This is a genomic window from Jeongeupia sp. HS-3 (genome assembly GCF_015140455.1).
GTDB lineage: Bacteria > Pseudomonadota > Gammaproteobacteria > Burkholderiales > Chitinibacteraceae > Jeongeupia.
In genome coordinates this window covers 2,005,247-2,023,181 of the sequence record NZ_AP024094.1, presented here as the reverse complement: position 1 = coordinate 2,023,181, position 17,935 = coordinate 2,005,247, and the positions used below count along the sequence as shown (strand labels likewise).

16 protein-coding genes are annotated in these 17,935 nt (G+C 63.2%); 6 read left to right on the top strand and 10 right to left on the bottom strand.

What is annotated here, in order from left to right; all coding sequences use genetic code 11:
* The first annotated feature begins 75 nt into the window (after positions 1-75).
* Genes JLC71_RS09600 through JLC71_RS09585 form a run of 4 tightly spaced genes read left to right on the top strand, consistent with a single transcriptional unit; the run spans position 76 to position 4,970 of the window.
* On the top strand, positions 76-1,665 hold the full coding sequence (locus JLC71_RS09600) for an OmpA family protein (RefSeq protein ID WP_200915211.1): 1,590 nt from the start codon (positions 76-78) through the stop codon (positions 1,663-1,665).
* A gap of 13 nt (positions 1,666-1,678) precedes the next feature.
* Positions 1,679-3,223 carry a hypothetical protein gene (locus tag JLC71_RS09595; RefSeq protein WP_200915210.1) on the top strand — a complete coding sequence of 515 codons (1,545 nt, stop codon included), beginning with the start codon at positions 1,679-1,681 and terminating at the stop codon, positions 3,221-3,223.
* A 2-nt stretch (positions 3,224-3,225) separates the two neighbouring features.
* A complete protein-coding gene (locus tag JLC71_RS09590; RefSeq protein WP_200915209.1) occupies positions 3,226-4,053 on the top strand; it encodes a hypothetical protein in 828 nt (275 codons plus the stop codon).
* A gap of 8 nt (positions 4,054-4,061) precedes the next feature.
* Complete coding sequence (locus JLC71_RS09585) at positions 4,062-4,970, top strand: hypothetical protein (RefSeq protein WP_200915208.1); 909 nt, start codon at positions 4,062-4,064, stop codon at positions 4,968-4,970.
* A 51-nt stretch (positions 4,971-5,021) separates the two neighbouring features.
* Here JLC71_RS09585 and JLC71_RS09580 read toward each other — a convergent pair whose 3' ends face one another.
* Both JLC71_RS09580 and recG read right to left on the bottom strand, forming a co-directional pair.
* On the bottom strand, positions 5,022-5,372 hold the full coding sequence (locus JLC71_RS09580) for a YbaN family protein (RefSeq protein WP_236251035.1): 351 nt from the start codon (positions 5,370-5,372) through the stop codon (positions 5,022-5,024).
* A gap of 29 nt (positions 5,373-5,401) precedes the next feature.
* Complete coding sequence (gene recG / locus JLC71_RS09575) at positions 5,402-7,426, bottom strand: ATP-dependent DNA helicase RecG (RefSeq protein ID WP_200915206.1); 2,025 nt, start codon at positions 7,424-7,426, stop codon at positions 5,402-5,404.
* Positions 7,427-7,557: 131 nt separating this feature from the next.
* Between recG and JLC71_RS09570 the strand changes: the two genes are divergently transcribed.
* On the top strand, positions 7,558-7,929 hold the full coding sequence (locus JLC71_RS09570; protein ID WP_200915205.1) for a FlxA-like family protein: 372 nt from the start codon (positions 7,558-7,560) through the stop codon (positions 7,927-7,929).
* 20 nt (positions 7,930-7,949) lie between these two features.
* Here the strand turns inward: JLC71_RS09570 and JLC71_RS09565 are convergent, their stop codons facing one another.
* The 7 genes from JLC71_RS09565 to tsaA form a co-directional block, all read right to left on the bottom strand.
* On the bottom strand, positions 7,950-8,528 hold the full coding sequence (locus tag JLC71_RS09565; protein WP_200915204.1) for an NADPH-dependent FMN reductase: 579 nt from the start codon (positions 8,526-8,528) through the stop codon (positions 7,950-7,952).
* The gene (locus JLC71_RS09560) at positions 8,525-8,935 is read right to left on the bottom strand and encodes an OsmC family protein (protein ID WP_200915203.1); all 411 of its coding nucleotides are present in this window, start codon (positions 8,933-8,935) and stop codon (positions 8,525-8,527) included. Before JLC71_RS09560 ends, JLC71_RS09565 begins: the two co-directional genes overlap by 4 nt.
* Positions 8,932-9,867 carry a pirin family protein gene (locus tag JLC71_RS09555; protein ID WP_200915202.1) on the bottom strand — a complete coding sequence of 312 codons (936 nt, stop codon included), beginning with the start codon at positions 9,865-9,867 and terminating at the stop codon, positions 8,932-8,934. Before JLC71_RS09555 ends, JLC71_RS09560 begins: the two co-directional genes overlap by 4 nt.
* A gap of 178 nt (positions 9,868-10,045) precedes the next feature.
* Complete coding sequence (locus JLC71_RS09550) at positions 10,046-10,897, bottom strand: pirin family protein (RefSeq protein WP_200915201.1); 852 nt, start codon at positions 10,895-10,897, stop codon at positions 10,046-10,048.
* Between the two features lie 115 nt (positions 10,898-11,012).
* Positions 11,013-11,270: a DUF2164 domain-containing protein gene (locus JLC71_RS09545; RefSeq protein ID WP_200915200.1), complete on the bottom strand. Its 258-nt coding sequence runs from the start codon at positions 11,268-11,270 to the stop codon at positions 11,013-11,015.
* Positions 11,267-12,169 (bottom strand): patatin-like phospholipase family protein, encoded by a 903-nt coding sequence (locus JLC71_RS09540; RefSeq protein WP_200918325.1) that lies wholly within the window; start codon positions 12,167-12,169, stop codon positions 11,267-11,269. Before JLC71_RS09540 ends, JLC71_RS09545 begins: the two co-directional genes overlap by 4 nt.
* A gap of 6 nt (positions 12,170-12,175) precedes the next feature.
* Positions 12,176-12,877 (bottom strand): tRNA (N6-threonylcarbamoyladenosine(37)-N6)-methyltransferase TrmO, encoded by a 702-nt coding sequence (tsaA, locus tag JLC71_RS09535; RefSeq protein WP_200915199.1) that lies wholly within the window; start codon positions 12,875-12,877, stop codon positions 12,176-12,178.
* 140 nt (positions 12,878-13,017) lie between these two features.
* On the opposite strand from tsaA, the gene JLC71_RS09530 reads away from it, so the two are divergent.
* The gene (locus JLC71_RS09530; RefSeq protein WP_200915198.1) at positions 13,018-16,359 is read left to right on the top strand and encodes a PAS domain S-box protein; all 3,342 of its coding nucleotides are present in this window, start codon (positions 13,018-13,020) and stop codon (positions 16,357-16,359) included.
* A 130-nt stretch (positions 16,360-16,489) separates the two neighbouring features.
* Here JLC71_RS09530 and JLC71_RS09525 read toward each other — a convergent pair whose 3' ends face one another.
* Positions 16,490-17,821: a sodium-dependent transporter gene (locus tag JLC71_RS09525; RefSeq protein WP_200915197.1), complete on the bottom strand. Its 1,332-nt coding sequence runs from the start codon at positions 17,819-17,821 to the stop codon at positions 16,490-16,492.
* Positions 17,822-17,935: the final 114 nt, after the last annotated feature.

The window sequence follows — 17,935 nt, the reverse complement described above, 5'->3', positions numbered from 1 at the left end:
AAGGATGGTTCGCGCTGGATGGCTAAAAAAGTAATTGCTGCTGCGTTGTGTGTAGCACTGACCGGGTGTACGACCATGCCCGATGGTTCGCCCGGGCCGGGTAGTGCCTTGAAAGAAGCGTTCTGGTCGGATGATCCTTGTTCGAACAATGCCCGCAATATCGGGATGGCCCTCGGGGTGGTTGGTGGCGCTCTACTGGGCAAGGCCATCGGCGATGGCAAGACCGGCGCCATGTTCGGAGGTGCGGCGATCGGGCTGCTGATCGGTGGCGTGATCGGCCATTCGATGGATAACCGGCGCTGCGAACTGGCAAAGATTGCCAAGGCCAACCAGCTTGATCTCCAATACGCGCCGATTGACGCCAGCGGCGAGACGCTGGATCAGGGCCAAGCGCCGGCGGATGAGCGCGCCATTGTCGGCATGTCGGTCAATGTGCGCGATGCCTTGGGCGACAACGAACAGTTCATCAGCGGTTCGGACCAACTGACGCCACGGGCGAAGTCGTACTTCGCGCAGATTGCCAAGCAGTACAACCCACAGCTGGAAGCGCGGGCGCTACCAGAGGTGAAGCGCAAGGACTATCTGGCGTCGATGCAGGCTCGCAAAATTCTGCTGATCGGCCACACCGACGATACGGGGGCTAGCAGTCTCAACGCTGACCTATCGGAACGCCGTGCCCGCGCAGTTGCCCGGGTGCTCCGGGACAACGGAGTGCCGACGGATCATCTCTATTACCAGGGCGCGGGTGAAACGCTGCCGATCGCGGGCAATGGCGATGCGGCGGGGAGAGCGCACAATCGGCGCGTCGAAATTGTCGATATGCTCGGCGGTGAGGACGGTTTCAAGCGCTACCTCGAAGCGCGACAACCCAAGTACCAGTACTACCGGACTGCACAGACCAGCGACGATGCCGCCGGCGGATCGCGGGAGATAGGCAAGGGTGCCGCGGCCCCCCAAACGGCCAAAGTCAACACACCCTCCGGACGTTCCGGCAAGCCCGTGAGCGGCGTGAAGCAAAGCGATCCGGCCATCCATGCTGCGTCGGTCGTGAAACCCGATGTGCAGCCCAAATCCACGACTACGGCGAGCATTGATTTCGGCGGTCAGCCGATGACACGGGCGAACCAAGCGCTGGCCTTGGGCCCGGTGGCTCAGGATGACCCCGGCTTTAGCCTGATCGGTAAAGCCTATGCGGCCGACAGCCCGTTGGTTGGTAGCTGTAGTCAGGACCGCCCCCGTCAGGCTGGCTCGGTCCGCTCACTCTCCGACGGCAAGGCTTACCAAGTTTCTGATCATATGCCTGGGCTGTACAACACGACTTGGGTCGACAAAGTCAATGGCCATACCATCGTACTGAACAAGGTCAGCGTGTTGCGCGCTGATGCGCGCGTAGATAGCCAACCGGAGTTCAAGGTGTACGCCGACTACGACCCGGGCAAAAACCGAAACCCCAAACCCAGCGTCGATTTGCGCCCGCAGGTGAACACCTACAAGGGTAAAAACGGTGTGCTTTACCGCGTGTTTACCCAGGGCAAGGGAGGCATTACCTGTGTCGATCTGCTGTTCCCCGGCACCGGCGGCAAGGTGGCCAAAAGCGGCTTGCTGGCGTACGCCAATCAAGGCCGGCCCTATGTGGCCAGTATTCAACCGAAAATCCTGAATTAATAAGGAAGCAGGCATGAAAGAGTTGTTTGCAATGTATCCGATCGCGGCGTGGAGCCTAGTATCGGTGATGCTGGCGCTGGTGATCGTGGTGGCGCTGTGGAACAAGGTCAAGTGGTGGGCGCATAACACCTGGTACCGCTTTCCGCTAATCGGCAAGCTCGCCGGCTTGTCGCGCGACACCAGCCGGATCGATGAGGTGACCGGCTTTGCCAAGCCTGAGCGTGTGCTGTGCGAGGATTACCTTCGCTTTATGCAGGTTCAAGACGAACACGACTTCAACGAGCGTAAAACCTATCTGCGCAAGGCCGGTGAGTCGTCACGCAAGGACATGCCGGGCTGGATGTGGTTGCTGGTATCGGTAATGGTTTTTATCGAAGCCATGGGTTTCAGCTATGTGCTTGCCGGTTTCACGATTCCGGGCGCCAGCGAAAACGTCCAGCAATACGGCGCTTACGGTATCGCCTTTCTGATCTCGGTACTGCTGGTGGCGTTTACGCACTGGGCCGGGCACGAGCTCTACGTGTCGGGCAAGATCAACAGCGCGCGCCGCGACTGGGATGAGGATGCGCGCGATCCCAAGCCCAATCTGGTGAGCGAGAAAATCACCCTCGATCAGAATCAGTCGCGTGACGATGGTTTGCCGGCCTACGTGCAGCAGATGAACCGCTTTGCATCGCGGCGTGCGACCTATGTCGTGACGGCAGTGACGGCGGTGTTGGTCGTGCTGATCGCGGTCGGTGCTACGTATGTGCGCGGCCAGGTGCTGGAAAAAACGACTCTGCAAAACACCATGCAGACGAGCGCCACGCCGATGGCGTCTGGCGATACCTTCGATATGAACAAGGACTTGGTCGTTCCGGACGCCGATGCCAAATCGAACGCCGACGCGGAAAAGCTCGGCCGTGATCAGGCGGTGTCAGCTGATCGCCGCGGCGGCTGGGGCACGTTTATCGTGCTGGCGTTTATTTTCGTGTTCCTGCAGATTTTCGGCGTCCTGCTCGGCTTCAAATACGGCTTTGCCGCCGAGAAAAGCCGCGAGGCTTGGCGCTCGACCCGGCGCTTCGAGCGCTACAGCGAGGCGCGCGCGTTCTACGATGAGATCGCCGACATCGCCCAGGCTGTGCTCGATACCTTGCAACAGCGTCGCCAGCGCAATGGCGTGACGCAGGGCACAACCGCGCAAAGCAAAACCAAAGGTACATTCCGTCAGTATCTCGCCTACAAGCGCGAAGAGCGTGTCGGTGACAGGCAGCACGACCGCAACATGACCCAAGTGCATGCAGGAATCGAACGGCAGGCAATTACGCCGGCGGCAGCACCTTCGGCGCCGATGGCAGCCAAGGCGGCAGTGAATTCTGCTCCCTCATTGAATGACCTGGATGCGGCTAGCGCGCACTACCGCGCGCTGGACCGCGATGAGACGAGGCTAGCCTTTGTCGCGACCTTGCCGGATGACGTCGCCGATGCCCTGCTGCAGAGCGAACTGGCGCGCAAGGGCGATGAAGCTGAGCGCAAGAAAGCCGATCGCCTGGCGAAATTCAAGGCTTTGCAGGAGTGATAATGAAAGCGTTGTCGATTTGCCTTGCCCTGCTGACCGGTGCGGCTCACGCCGGCCAGCTTGATGCGATTCCCAGCTGCTACGCGCGCGCCAAGCTCGACGCGGCGCCACCCAAGACGCAGACCGCGCTTTTCGTGCTGGTTGACCAGACCACGCCGCTCGACGGCGCGCTGAAACAATCGTTGGCCGATCAGGCCAAGCCTTTCATACATGCCGGCAATGCCTTTACCGTGGTGCGATTCTCGGCATTTTCGCAAGGCCAGTACCTGGATGTGCTGACCACGGGGCGGCTGGAAGCGCCGTTGCCATCGGCGGCGCGCAATGACATCGGCAAACCGGTGCTGCAGCAGTTTGACGCTTGCCTCAAGCAGCAACAGCAATTGGCGTTCAAGCTGGTTGGCGGTGCGCTTAAGCAGTCGCTCGACGGCACGAGCAGCAATCTGGCCAAGTCGGATGTGCTGGCCAGCCTGAAAAACATCTCACGCCAGGTCAAACAGACGGCCGCCAGCGAGAAGGTGGTGCTGATCAGTTCGGACATGCTGGAAAACTCAACCGTCAGCAGCTTTTACAGCAAGCAGGCGGTGCGCAAGATCGATCCGGTGCAAGAGCTGGACAACGCGGTAAAGAATGACCTGATCGCCGACTTTGGTGGCGCACGTGTCTACGTGCAGGGGGCTGGCCTAGTGTCGGAGGCGGGGCAGTCGCGCGGCGTCTACCGTGATCCGAAAACTATGGCGGCGCTACGGCAGTTCTGGACGAGCTATTTTCAGCGATCGAATGCCAAGCTGGTCGAGTTCGGCCAGCCGGCCTTGCTGGGCCAAGTTCAATGAGTCATTGCGTGTGGGTGGGGCCGATTTTTCTGGCGCCGATGCTGGCGTGCGCGGCGGTGCCCCAGCCGAATCCAGCGCATTGCCCGGTGCCGCTGGCGATCGAGGCGCTGGCCGCTCCGGCGACCGATGATATCGAAGCCTGCCTGAAAAAAGTCGGCAATCGCAACTTCAGCCGCAAGGGAAAAACGCTGACGATACATTGGGGGGGCGGCGTGCAGACCTACAAGGACAAGCCGGTCGATGGCGAAGGTTATGAAGCCTTTCGTTACGCCGGCTACGATGCACGCTCCGGTTTTCATGTGGTTCAGGGCACTGGCTACGAGTGGACGTGGACGATACTGATCGATCACAACGGTGGTCAGACCTATTCGGCGCAAGGCGCGCTGCCGGGGAGCGTCTCGCCGGATCGCCGTTTTGTGTTCAGTGGACTGAGCGAACAGGGCTGCGGCAAAGAGCTTTATGTCGATGCACTGCTGCCTCGAGGGCAGAAGGGGAAGACGCCCGAGCGGGTGGAGCTGAGCGAACGGGTTGGCGTTTGCCGTGAAGGTACGACGTCGGTACCGCAGCGGGTCGATTGGCTGGACGCCGAGCGCGCCCGGATTACTTGGTCATGCGGCGATGATCGCCCCATCGATCAGACCATGCTGGTGAGGATCAATGGCCAATGGCAGCCGGATCGATTGCCGTGCCACTCGGCCACGGCAGCGCAGCCTGCGTATGTGCCGAACAACGGCAAGCTGGCCGTCGGCATGAGCGTGGCCGAGGTGGAGGTGTTGCTCGGTGGCGATGCCCAAGGCTACCAAGTCGACCCGCTTGATTACTTCGGTAAAAAACGACTGACCCGTTACTGGATGGTGAAGAGCCGCAAGCTGCTGGTTGACTTCGAGAATGACCAAGTCATTGCTTGGCGCTACTGAGCGGGGGCGCATTAGGCAGGCCATAGCACTAGCTTGAACCGTTGGTGCGGCCTATTCTGGCCGTCGCCACAGCCAGACCAGCACCAGCGCCATCGAGATTCCGGCAAACCAGACCACGTAGCTGCGGATCAGCAGCGCGCTGATCGCCAGACTTGCCGCCATCATGATCGTTGCGATCCACTTGGCCCGGCGCGGCACCGCGCCGCGTGCCTCCCACTCCAGAATCAGCGGCCCGAAAACCTTGTGCCGCAGCAGCCAGGCGTGCCAGACCGGTTCGCCACGGGCGAAGCAGAAGGCGGCGAGCAATACAAACGGCGTCGTCGGCAACAGCGGCAGCACTGCGCCGATCACGCCGAGCAGCAGGGCGATGAGGCCGGCGATGCGCCAGAGATTGCGCCTGATCAATCGAGCAGCCCCATCGTGCTAGTCCATCAGACGCGGAGCAGCGCTTCGCGCCCCGGCAGCCAGCGGTCGAGGTGGGTGATCGCGATCTGCGGCTCGGTGGCGAGGATGTTCTCGGCGGCTTCGCGCGCCGCGTCGAGCAGGTCGGCGTCCTTTTCCAGATCGGCAAAGCGAAGCATCGGCACGCCGGACTGGCGCACGCCGGCCAGCTCGCCGGGGCCACGGATCTGCATGTCCTGCCTCGCGATTTCGAAGCCGTCGGTGGATTCAAAGATCACCTTGAGCCGCGCCTTGGCGGTGTCGCCGAGCGGGCCGGTGTAGAGCAGGATGCACAGGCTGGCGTGCGCGCCCCGGCCGACGCGGCCGCGCAGCTGGTGCAGCTGCGCCAGGCCCATCCGTTCGGCGTGTTCGATCACCATCAGGCTGGCATTCGGCACGTCGACGCCGACCTCGATCACCGTGGTCGCGACCAGCACCTGAATCTCGTTGTTCTTGAACGCATCCATCACCGCCGCTTTTTCGGCAGGTTTCATCTTGCCGTGCACAAGCCCGACCTTGATGCCTTCCAGCTCTTCAGTCAGTTGCGCGTGGGTATCGACGGCCGTTTGCAATTGCAGCGCATCGGATTCCTCGATCAGCGGGCAGACCCAGTACACCTGCCGGCCCTCGACGACCTTGCTGGCGATACGCTCGATGATTTCATCGCGGCGCGCATCGGACACCAGCTTGGTGACGATGGGCGTACGCCCCGGCGGCAGCTCATCGATCACGCTGACGTCGAGGTCGGCGTAAAAACTCATCGCCAGCGTGCGCGGAATCGGCGTCGCCGACATCATCAACTGGTGCGGGCTGCCGCCTTTTTCGCGCAAGGCCAGCCGCTGGGCGACGCCGAAGCGGTGCTGCTCGTCGACGATGGCCAGGCCGAGGTTCTTGAATTCGACGCTGGCCTGAAAAATCGCATGGGTGCCGACGACCAGAGACGCGGTGCCGAGCGCCGCGTCTTCCAGTGCATCGCGTTTGGCCTTGGCCTTGAGGCTGCCGGTGAGCCACGCAACCTTGACGCCGAGCGGTTCCAGCCATTGCACGAACTTGCGGAAATGCTGCTCGGCGAGGATTTCGGTCGGCGCCAGCATTGCCACCTGATAACCCGCTTCGATCGCGTGGCAGGCGGCGATCGCGGCGACGATGGTCTTGCCGGCGCCGACGTCGCCCTGCAGCAGCCGCTGCATCGGGTGGCGCTGGCCAAGGTCTTTTGAAATATCGAGCAGCACGCGGTTTTGCGCGCGGGTCAGCCCGAACGGCAGGCTGGCGACGAGTTGCGCGGCGAGCCGGCCCGGCGGGGCGATCACCGGCGCGGTGCGTTCGCGCCGCACCGCGCGCGCCATGCGCAGCGACAGTTGCTGCGCCAGCAATTCGTCGAACTTGATCCGCCGCCATGTCGGGTGGATGCGTTCGGTCAGCTGGATGCGGGCGACGTCGGGCGGCGGGTTGTGCAGAAAACGCACGCTGTCGGCGAAATCGGGAAAGGCAAAGTCGTGGCGCAGGGCAGCCGGCAGCGTGTCGGTGAGTGCTTCATCCTTCATCGCCTTGGCGATCAGCTTGGCCAGTTGCGCTTGCGACAGGCTCGCCGTGGTCGGGTAGATCGGCGTCAGCGCATCGTTCAGTCCGGTATCGCCACCGACGTTCTTGACCTTGGGGTGAACCATTTCGTCGCCCCAGAAGCCGTGGCGGATTTCACCGTACAGCCGCACCCGCTTGCCGACGGCGAGTTGCTGGGCCTGGTTCGGATAGAAGTGGATCAGCCGCACCACCAGCGTGCCGCTGCCGTCGCGCACGCGGGCGACGAGCTGCTTATTGGGGCGAAACGTGGTTTCGCAGCCGGTGACTTCACCCTCGACCAGGGCGGGGCTGCCGATCGGCGCTTCGGCAATCGGATAGAGCTGGGTTTCGTCCTCGTACCGCATCGGCAGATGCAGAACCAGATCGAAAGGGCGCGAAATGCCGAGTTTGAGCAGCCGGGTGCGCAGGGCGGGCGGAAGCTGGGAGAGATCCATTGGTAGCTAGAACGATTGTTCTGTGTCTTTGGACTGTAGCGGATTTGCCCTGTTTTGGCGAGCCGGGAGCGGGGGCGAATTCAAGATTTACGCCGCTTTGCCGATCTAGATGCGATGACTAGGGGATGACCATGAGCAGCACCATCAGCACCAGCCTGCCCGCAAGCACGGCAACTTCGGCCGGCGGCGGCAATATCAATCAGCAGATCGAACGGGTTCAGGAGCGGATCAAGGACACGCTGGAGCAGATCCGCAATCTGGTCCACGACGACAGTCTGGGGCCGAAGGAAAAAGAGCAGGTGCAGGCGCTGCTGCAGGCGCAGCTGGAAATGCTTCATCAGCAGTTGCAGCAATTGCTGGAAGCGCGCCTCAAGCGCAGCGACAAGCATGCGCCGGCGCAAGCTTCCGCCGATCCGGCGTCGAATCCGGTGACGAAGGCCGTCGGCGCGCTCAACCCCGTGGTCAGCTCCGGCCCGGGGGCGACGATACAGGTGAAAGCCTGATCCCGGCGGAGGTGGGGGCTTTAATCCTGCGTCTGTTGCGCCAACTTGACCAGCGCGTGCGCCACTTTCTCGACGCCGGCCTGTGAACGCAGCTCGTGCAGCGCACCGCCTTCGTCAAAGGCCTGATGCGCCGCACTGATCGCCTGCTGCTGCGGAATCACCAGAAAACCCAGGTTGCTCAGGTACTGGCGGCTGACGATCAGCGAGCGCAACCCACCAAGCCCGCCCGGCGAAGCCGACAGCAGCCCGGCGACCTTGCCTTCGAGAAAGCGCAGCCCCGATTGGCCGCTGGCGTCGGCGCGGCTGACCCAGTCGAGCGTGTTCTTCAATAGCGGCGGAAACATGCCGTTGTATTCAGGGGTAGATAGCAGCAGGCCGTGATGCGCGGCGAATTGCTGCTGCAGCCGCGCGGCGGCGTCGGGAAGGCCGTCGCGGGCTTCCAGATCGCCGTTATACAGCGGCAAATCGTAGTCGAGCAGATCGATCAGCGTGACCTCGGCGCCGGCGTCACGCGCGGCCTGCGCGCCGATGGCGATCAGCTTGCGGTTGAACGAGGCGATGCGGGTGCTGGCGGAAAAGGCGAGCAGTCGGACGGTCATGTGTTCTCCGTGAGGGTGGTGGCGACGGCGATCGAACCGGTCAGCAGCTTGTGAAGCGGGCAGGCGTTGGCGACGTCGAGCAGACGCGCGCGTTGCGCTGCGTCGAGCGCGCCGACGAGTTCGACCTGCCGGCTGATCTTGCTGTCGCCATCGCGATGATCGGCGGCGTAGGCGAGCGCCACGCGCACGTCGTCGAGTGGCCAGCCCTTGCGCGCCGCGTACATTTTCACCGTGATCGCGGTGCAGCTACCCAGCGCCGCCAGCAATTGCGCATGCGGATCGGGGCCGGCATCCGCGCCGCCGGATTCGCGGCCCACGTCGCCGGCCCAGTCATGGCGGCCATCGCTGAGGGCAACGCGGTAGGCCTCGCCCGAAAGCCTTGCGCTCACCGTGTCGTAAGCCATCATTCACCCCTCAGTTTCGGCACGTCCGGTGCGGGAAGGCGATCGCCATCGTAACCGTGGACTTCGCCGAAACGCGCATCGCCGGCGTTCCATTCGCTCGTGGCTTCGCGGATGTCGGCGCCGTTGCGGCCGACGAAGTTCCAGTACAGGATGCGCTCGGACTTGAACGGCTCGCCGCCGATCAAGAGGATGCGCGCGGCGGCGTCGGTTTCGACTGCCAGCGCATCGTGGCCACAGCCGAAGTACAGGCACTCGCCCGGCACCAGCGTTTCGCCGTTCAGGCGGGCTTCGCCGTCGAGCACGATCACCGCGTGTTCGAAATCGCGCCGCAGCGGCAGCGTGCTCGATGCCGCGCTACCGGCGTTGAGGTCTAGCCCCAGCAGCGGCGTGTATACCTTGGCCGGCGAAATGCGGCCCATGAAATCGCCGGCCAGTACGGTAACGGTGATGCCGTCCTCGTTGAATACCGGCAGCTCGGCGTAGTGCTCAAACCACGGAGGACGCTCGAACTCGTCGTCGGGCAGCGCGATCCACAGCTGCGCGCCGTGCATGATGGCGCTGTGGTTCGGCGGCGATTCTTCCGAGTGGGCGATGCCGTGGCCGGCGGTCATCAGGTTGACGGCGCCGGAGCGGATCAACTGCTCGAAACCGAGGCTGTCGCGGTGATAAACCTCGCCTTCAAGCAGCCACGAGAACGTTTGCAGGCCGATATGCGGATGCGGGCCAACGCGCATGCCGCGGCCAGCGCGGATATCGACCGGGCCGAAATGATCCAGAAAGCACCACGCACCGACCATGCGGCGCTCGCGGTTCGGCAGCGCGCGGCGAATCTGCATGTTTTCGCCCAGCGTGGCCAGATGCGCGGCGAAACGCTGCACGAAAGGCGGTGGCGGGCAGTCGGTCGAGATCGAAACTTCGTGTTCGGTGCTGCTCATCACTGGCTCCTTGGCGTTGGGGTATCACATCGATCGCCAGCCTCAGTCGGCGAGCGAGCCGCAGCGGAGTGCGGAAGGACGGAGCACAGGAACCGCAATGGACATGAGGTCCATGAGGATTCCGAGCACCGCCCGACCACAAGCCGCAAAGGCGCAGCCGCCGAATGAGGTTGGCGTTTTAGAATAGGCCTTGCTGGTAATCGACAAATGCCTGCTGTACTTCTTCGGCGGTATTCATCACGAAGGGGCCATAGCGGGCGACCGGTTCGTTCAGCGGTTGGCCGGCAACGACGATGAAGCGGACTTCTTCGCCCCGTGCGCCGACGGCGATGGCCTCACCCTGCGTCAGCGCCGCCAGTTCGCCACGCTGCACTGGCCGCTCCTGCGGGCCGTCGACGACGCTCAGCACATTCTGGTAGACGTAGATGAAGGCGTGATGTTCCGCCGGCAGGTTCAGGCTCAGCGTCGCACCCGCTGGCAGCAGCACGTCGTAATAGCTCGGCTGCGTTGCGACGCCGCTGACCGGGCCGCTCACGCCGTCGAACGTTCCGGCAATCACCTTGACCGAGCCGCCGCCCGCCAGCGCGACCTGCGGGATCTCGCTGGCGGCGAATTCCTGGTAGCGCGGCGCGGTCATTTTGTCCTTGGCCGGCAGGTTCACCCACAACTGGAAGCCCCACATCAGGCCGTCTTCCTGTTGCGGCATTTCCGAGTGGACGATGCCGCGGCCGGCGGTCATCCATTGCACGCTGCCGGGGCCGAGATCGCCGGTGTTGCCCTTGTTGTCGCCGTGCTGCATATGGCCGGCGAGCATATAGGTCACCGTCTCGAAGCCGCGGTGCGGATGTTCCGGAAAGCCGGCGAGGTAATCGCCGGGAATGTCGGAGCGGAATTCGTCGAGCAGCAGGAAGGGATCGAGCATCGGCAGATCGTGGCCGCCGATCACGCGGTTGAGCTTGACGCCACCGCCGTCGGAGGTGGCCATGCCGCGAACGATGCGGCCGATACGGCGGGAGGAAGTACTGCTCATGGCGGATGCTCCGGTCGATTGCGATGGACTCATGATGAACCAGGCGACAATGAAAGATAATCCACCACGAAGGCGATTGACTGTTCCATAGGTGGAACAATGCCGGCGGGGCGGCTCAGCGCCGTGGCGGGCTTTTTTCCAGCTCGCCGATGGCCTCGGTCAGCGTATCGACACGCTTGGCGATCGCTGCCTGCGCATCCAGCAAGCCCTGGTTGTAGCAAAGCACGCCCAGCCGGCTAATCATGAAATCAAGCATGAATTCGGCGTCGAAATTGCCGATCTCAACGCCGATCTCCCGGTCGCAGTAGTCGCGCAGCTTGATGGCCAGTTCGGCGCGCTCGGTGGCGTCGAGGCGGATCAGAGCTTCACTCATTTGGCGGCCGCCCGTGCGGCGATCATCGCCTGCTGCTTCTCGGCGATCTTCTGCTTGATGTGCGGAATCGCCGCCAGTGCGGCCTTTTCGCCTTCCAGAATCGCCTGGTTCTTCTGGTCGAAATCGGTCGGACCGATCTTGCCGACCTTGGGGCGGATCACGATTTCGGCGCGCGCCAGCTCCTGTTCGCCGAGCTTCTGGCCCATGATCACCACCGCCTGATTGACGGTGCCGATCAGTCCGCTCGGCGCCTTGCCACCGGCCTTGGCCGAGATATCGACCGCGATCACCAGGTCGGCGCCGAGCTCGCGCGCCGCGTCGACCGGCACCGGACTGACGATGCCGCCGTCGACATAACGCTTGCCGGATATCAGCGCCGGCTCGAACACGCCGGGAATGCTGCTCGATGCGCGGATCGCCTGGCCGGCGTTGCCGCGCACGAAGACGGTGCGCTTGCCGGTATCGAGCTCGGTCGCCACGGCGCCGAACGGTTTGGTGAATTTGTCGATAGGCCGGTTGCCGACCAGCTGATTGACGAAGTCCTGCAGCTTCTGGCCCTTGATGATGCCGCCCCGCAGCAGGCTGACATCACGGATTTGTGCTTCGTCCAGACCGAAGGATTTCTCCTGCAGCGCGAACGCGTCCATGCCGCTGGCGTACAGTCCGCCGACGACGCTGCCGGCGCTGGTGCCGGCGACGGTATCGACATGGATGCCGTTGGCTTCGAGCATCTTGATCACGCCGATATGCGCAAAGCCCTTGGCGGCGCCGCCGCCGAGCGCCAGACCGACGCGTACTTTCGGAGCCGGTGCGGCAGGGGGCGCTGGCGGAGTGGTGGTGCAGGCCGCGAGCAAGGTCAGCGGCAGCAAGACTGCGGCGAGGGAACGGGGAAATCGCATCATGGTTTATCCAACAAGGTCGATGGCGTCGACGTGGGCAAAGCCCTCGGCGACGCGAAATTTCACGTCATAACAATAAAGCCGCACGCCGTAACTGCGGGCGGGATCATCGGCGTAGGCTGGGCGCGGGTCTTGGGCCAGCACTTCGTCGATCAGCCTGGCCAGTTGCGGGTGCTGCCGCAGGGCGACGGACAGTTGGGCGATCGCGCGTTCTTCGTAGCGCACGGCCAGCGATGGCGGCGAGGCGTCGGCAAAGCCGCCGGCCGCATCGGGCACACTTTCGGCATAGGGCAGGTAGGGCTTGATGTCGACGATGGGCGTGCCGTCGACAAGGTCAACACCGCGAAAACGCAGTGTTACACCATCGTGGGTATCGATACCGGCAAGCTCGACCAGCGAAAGGCCGAGCGCATTGGGGCGGAACGGGCTGCGGCTGGCGAAGACACCGACACGCGTGTTGCCGCCCAGACGAGGCGGCCGCACGGTGGGTTGCCATTTCCCTTTGGTTTGGTGAAAGATGAATGTCAGCCAGGCGTGAGAAAAAGAACCCAGCTCGCGTACGGCTTCGCTACGATCATAAGGCGGCAATAAACGCAGCGTGCCGATTGCGTGCGGCGCGAGGCGCGGCTGACGCGGGATGCCGAATTTGTCGGCAAAGGGTGTTGCCAGATAGCCCAGCGGCGAGATTGAAAAAGTTTCAGTGTTCACCGGAAGGATTGTGCCCTGCCTCGTGGCCGATTTCCAAGTGATGCGGCCTACTCGCGCTTGCCTCAGGCGGGGCGGGAGCAGGCAGCAAGCGCCTTGGACGGTGGTATATTTATTAAACGTAATATTCCCGGAGCGACGAAGTGAGTCGATTGTCCGCCGCCCAGCGCCATGTTTCGCGGCCGCTTGCACTGGCACTGATCGTACTGATGATGGGCTTGGCGCTGTCCTGGCTGGTGTCGCAGCTATTGGTGCGAACCGAGCAGCGTGCGCTGGAAGTACGCTTCCGGGCCGAGGCGCAAAGCGTGACCGGGCAGCTGGCACGCAGCGTGGCTCAGGATCTGGGCGCGCTGCGCGCCGTATCCCGATTCATGGCCTTGTCAACGTCGGTGTCGGCGAGCGAATTCGGCCTTTTCGTCGAACCCTATCTTGGCACCTTCGGCGGCATGGCGTGGGTTCGGCTTGAACCGGCGCTGGGCGAATCACGGATGCGGGTTCGCTATGCCGAGCCGGGCGGATCGCGGGGCGGTTTTGTCGGCACCGATCTGACCGCCGATCCCACGCGCGGCCCGGTGTTGCGGCGGGCACTGCAGCGGCGCGGCCCGGCAACGTCGGCAACGATGCCGTTGCGCGGTGATTACATCGGCGAGCAGGGCTTTGCGATGGCAATTCCGGTCTTTCGTCCCGGCAACGATCAAGCGCTGGGTTTTGTCTGGGGTACTTACCGGCTCAAGCTGGTGCAGGAGTTGCTCACCCGTTTGGGCGAGGAGCACGGTTTTGTATTGGCGCTGGAGGATGAGGGCGGGAAGACCATCATCGCCAGTGGCAAGGTCGATCAGACCGGTCTGTCCACCTATTTTCAGCCCGTGCTGATCGGCGATCGGGCGCTGACGCTGCGGGTGAATGCCGCGAACGGCTTTGTCAAAAAGGGCGACTGGATCGATGCCGCCAGCCTCTGGGGGCCGGGCATCCTGATCCCGGCGCTGCTGGCGCTGCTGGTTTACGTGCTGGCCAATCGCCAGCGCTATGCCGAAGCGCTGGCGGCGTCGCGCGCCCGTGCGCTGACACAGAGCGAGCAGCGGCTGCGGCGCATCTTCCACGCGATCGACGATGCGCTCTTCCTGGTCGATGCACGCTGGTCGGTGCGCAAGGCCAATCAGGCCGGCGAAGCCTTGCTGGCCGACTGGCGGGTCGAACAGGGCGAAGCTGTGGGCGCTTTTGCCGGGGTGGCCGCGCAAGCCGGGCTGGACGAGGCCATCACGGCGCTGCTGGCCGGTGGCGAACCCTTCCATCTCGACCGCGTGATCGATGGCCGCAGCTATGCCGTCTCCGGCGTACCCGTCGCCCGTGACAGCGCCGAGTTCGACGACGTACTGATCCGGATTTCGGACCAATCCGAACAGCGCCGAACCCTGCTTGAATTGCAGGATACCCGCGCCTATCTGGGCAACGTGCTGGATGCGGCGTCACGGGTCTCGATCATCGCCACCGATGCGAAGGGCACGGTCGAGCTGTTCAATCGCGGCGCCGAGCATCTGCTGGGCTACCGTGCCGACGAGGTCATCGGCAGTGCATCGATACTGCACTTCCTGGTCGACGACGAGGTCGACGCGCGAACCGCCGAGCTGAGCGATGAGCTGGGCCACGCCGTTGGCCGGTTTGAAGCGCTGACGCTGGTTGCCGAGCGCAATGGCATGGATGCGCGGATGTGGACTCATCTGACCCGAGACGGCATCCTGCGGCAGGTCGAGTTGACGGTCACGCGTATCCTCGACGCGCAAGGGGCGCATGTCGGTTATCTGTGTATCGGCGTCGATACCACCGAGCGCCGCGCCGCCGAGGCCGCGCTGATTCGCCGCGATCAGCTTTTGTCCAAATTGTCCGAGCGGGTGCCGGGGCTGATTTACCAGTTTCAGCGCTTCCCCGATGGCCGGGCGGTGTTTCCGTATGCCAGTGACGGTATCAAGGCGATTTACGGCATCAGCCCCGAAGCCGCTGCCGCCGATGCGAAGGTCGTGCTCGAGCGCATCGTTGCGGAGGACATGCCGGCGCTGATCGAATCGGTCGAAGAATCGTCACGGAATCTGAGCCTGTGGCGCTGTGACTATCGCGTTGATCTGCCGCAGCGTGGCGTGCGCTGGTTGCGCGGCGAATCATCGCCGGAGCGTCAGGACGATGGCAGCACGATCTGGTACGGCTTTATTTCCGATATTACCGAGCAGAAAAAAGCCAGCGACCAGATTGCGCTGCTGGCCAGCGTGATCGAGGCCAATTCGCTTGGCGTGCTGATCGTCGATGCCTGTGCAGCGGATATGCCGCTGATCTTCGTCAATTCGGCATTTGAGCATATGACCGGCTACGCGCGTCATCAGGTGCTGGGGAAGAATTGCCGCTTTCTGCAGGGTGGTGATCATCTGCAGCCGGAAATCGAAACGCTGCGGCACATGATTGCCGAGCGCCGCACCGGCCGGGTGCGTTTGCGCAATTATCGCCAGGACGGTACGCCGTTCTGGAATTCGCTGTCGCTGACGCCGCTCACCGACAGTCAGGGCCGGCTGACTCACTACATCGGTGTCAGCGAGGACATCAGCGATCGGGTCGAGGCGCATCATGCGCTGGCGGTTAGCGAGGAGAAATTCCGCACCTTCTTCGAGTCGTCGCCGGTCGGCATGGCGCTGATCCGCCATAGTGACGGTCATTTCGTCGATGCAAACACGGCGTTCTGCCAGCTGCTCGGTTACGGCGTTGGCGAGCTGCGGGCGACGACGCTGGCAATGATCACACCACCCGAATATGCCGCGCAGGATAGCGAGCTGATCAACGAGCTGTACCGCCAGCAGCGCTACGGCCCGTACGAGAAGGAGTACCTGCATCGCGACGGCCGCCGCGTGCCGGTGCTGATCAACGGCTTCCTGATGCCGGGCAAGGAGGGCGGGCAGGGGCTGGCGTGGTGTATTGCCGAGGATATTTCCGAGCAGAAGCGCTTGCAGCGCGAGCTGGAGCACATGTCGATTACCGATCCGCTCACCCAGCTCTACAACCGCCGTTATTTCAATCTGGTGATCGAGCGCGAAGTGGGCCGGGTCAACCGCAGTGGCGTGCCTTTGTCGCTGTTGATGCTTGATCTCGACCACTTCAAGCGCATCAACGACCGCTTCGGCCATGACATCGGCGACAAGGTGCTGCAGCACTTTGCCGAACTGATTCGCCGGCGTGTCAGAGCGACCGATATTTTCTGCCGTCTGGGCGGCGAGGAGTTCCTGCTCGTCTGCCCGGAAACGGATTTCGCCGCCGCCGAGCAACTGGCAACGCAGCTGCTGCAATCGTTGCGCGACGAAGCGTTTGAAGTGGTCGGGTGCGTCACCGCAAGCATAGGCGTCACCCAGTATCAGCCGTTCGAGCGGATCGACGAGGCGCTCCAGCGCGTGGACAAGCTGGTGTACCGCGCCAAGGATCAGGGCCGGGACCGGGTCGCCGTGGCTTGAGCTGCTCCATTTGGCGGCTGCGCGTCTGGCGCGCCGACTGGGGCGGGTTCGCGGTGGTTGATGTTTCTGCAGCGCGTATCAACGCAAAAAGGCCGGCAATGCCGGCCTTTTTGCATGACGGAGATCGGGATCAGAGGTTGTGATACCAGATCACGCCAATCACGATAGGCGCGATAACCGCGCAAATCAGCCGGAATGCCGGCAGCACCGCGGTCGAGCCCTGGGCGGTCAGCTCGTGGCGGATTTTCGGCCAGATCGCCCAGCCGACGAACAGCGCGACGAAGAGGCCGCCGGCCGGCATCATCATGTTCGAGGCAACGTAGTCCATCAGGTCGAACGGCGACTTGCCGAACAGCTGTACGTCGGCCATCGGCCCGAACGACAGCGCCGCCGGAATGCCGATCACGAACGAGGCAATCGCCACCGCGAAGGTCGAGGTCTTGCGGGCCCAGCCGAACTCGTCGATCAGGAAGGAGACGATGGGCTCGAGGATGGACACCGACGACGTCAGCGCGGCGAACAGCAGCAGCAAGAAGAACGCAATCGCGAAGAACTGGCCGAACGGCATCTGCGCGAAAATCGCCGGCATGGTGATGAAGGTCAGCCCCGGGCCTGCGGCCGGATCGACGTGGAAGGCGAACACCGCCGGCAGCACCATCAGCCCGGCGAGCACGCAGGCGAGCGTCGCCAGCGAGCTGACCCACAGCGTAGCGCCGACGAGCTTGGTGTCCTGCGGCAGGTAGGAGCCGTAGGCGATGATCATGCCGCCGCCAAGCGAGAGCGAGAAGAACGCCAGTCCCAGTGCATCGACGATCATGCTGGCGGTCAGCTTGGAGAAGTCCGGGGTGATGAAGTACTTCACGCCGTCCCATGCACCCGGCAGCGTCAGCGAACGCGCGATCAGCACCAGCATCAGGATGAACAGCGCCGGCATCAGCACCTTGCTCATCCGTTCGATACCTTTTTCGACCCCGCCCATGACCACGGCGACGGTGATGCCGAGGAAGGCTGCCGTATAGCCGAGCGCCTGGCCCGGATTGGCGATGAAGCTGCCGAAGGCGGCGGACAACGCCTTGGTGTCGCTGGTCAGCGCTTCGCCGGTGATCGAGCGGAAGATGTAGGCGATCGTCCAGCCGCCGACGACGCAGTAGTAGGAGAGGATGATGAAGATGCACAGCACCGACAGACGGCCGGCCCACGGCCACAGCCCGCCCTTGAGGTCACGGAAGGCGGTGGTGGCCGATTTCTTCGCGGTACGGCCGATGACCATTTCGGCCAGCAGCAGGGCGATGCCGATCGTGAACACGCAGACAAGGTAGGCAATCAGGAAGGCGCCGCCGCCGTTCTTGCCGGCGACATAGGGAAACTTCCAGATGGCGCCGAGGCCGACGGCAGAGCCCGAGGCGGCGAGGATGAAGCCCACTTTGGAACCCCAGTTCGCCCGGTTGGCGGTGTCAGACATCAAATTCTCCACTAAATCAACCGACTAGCTTGCGGGCAGTGCCGTCATCATTTCAAGTGCAAAAATCACCGATTGTGATTCAGGACAAATTGATGCACGTTACCGACAAAAAAA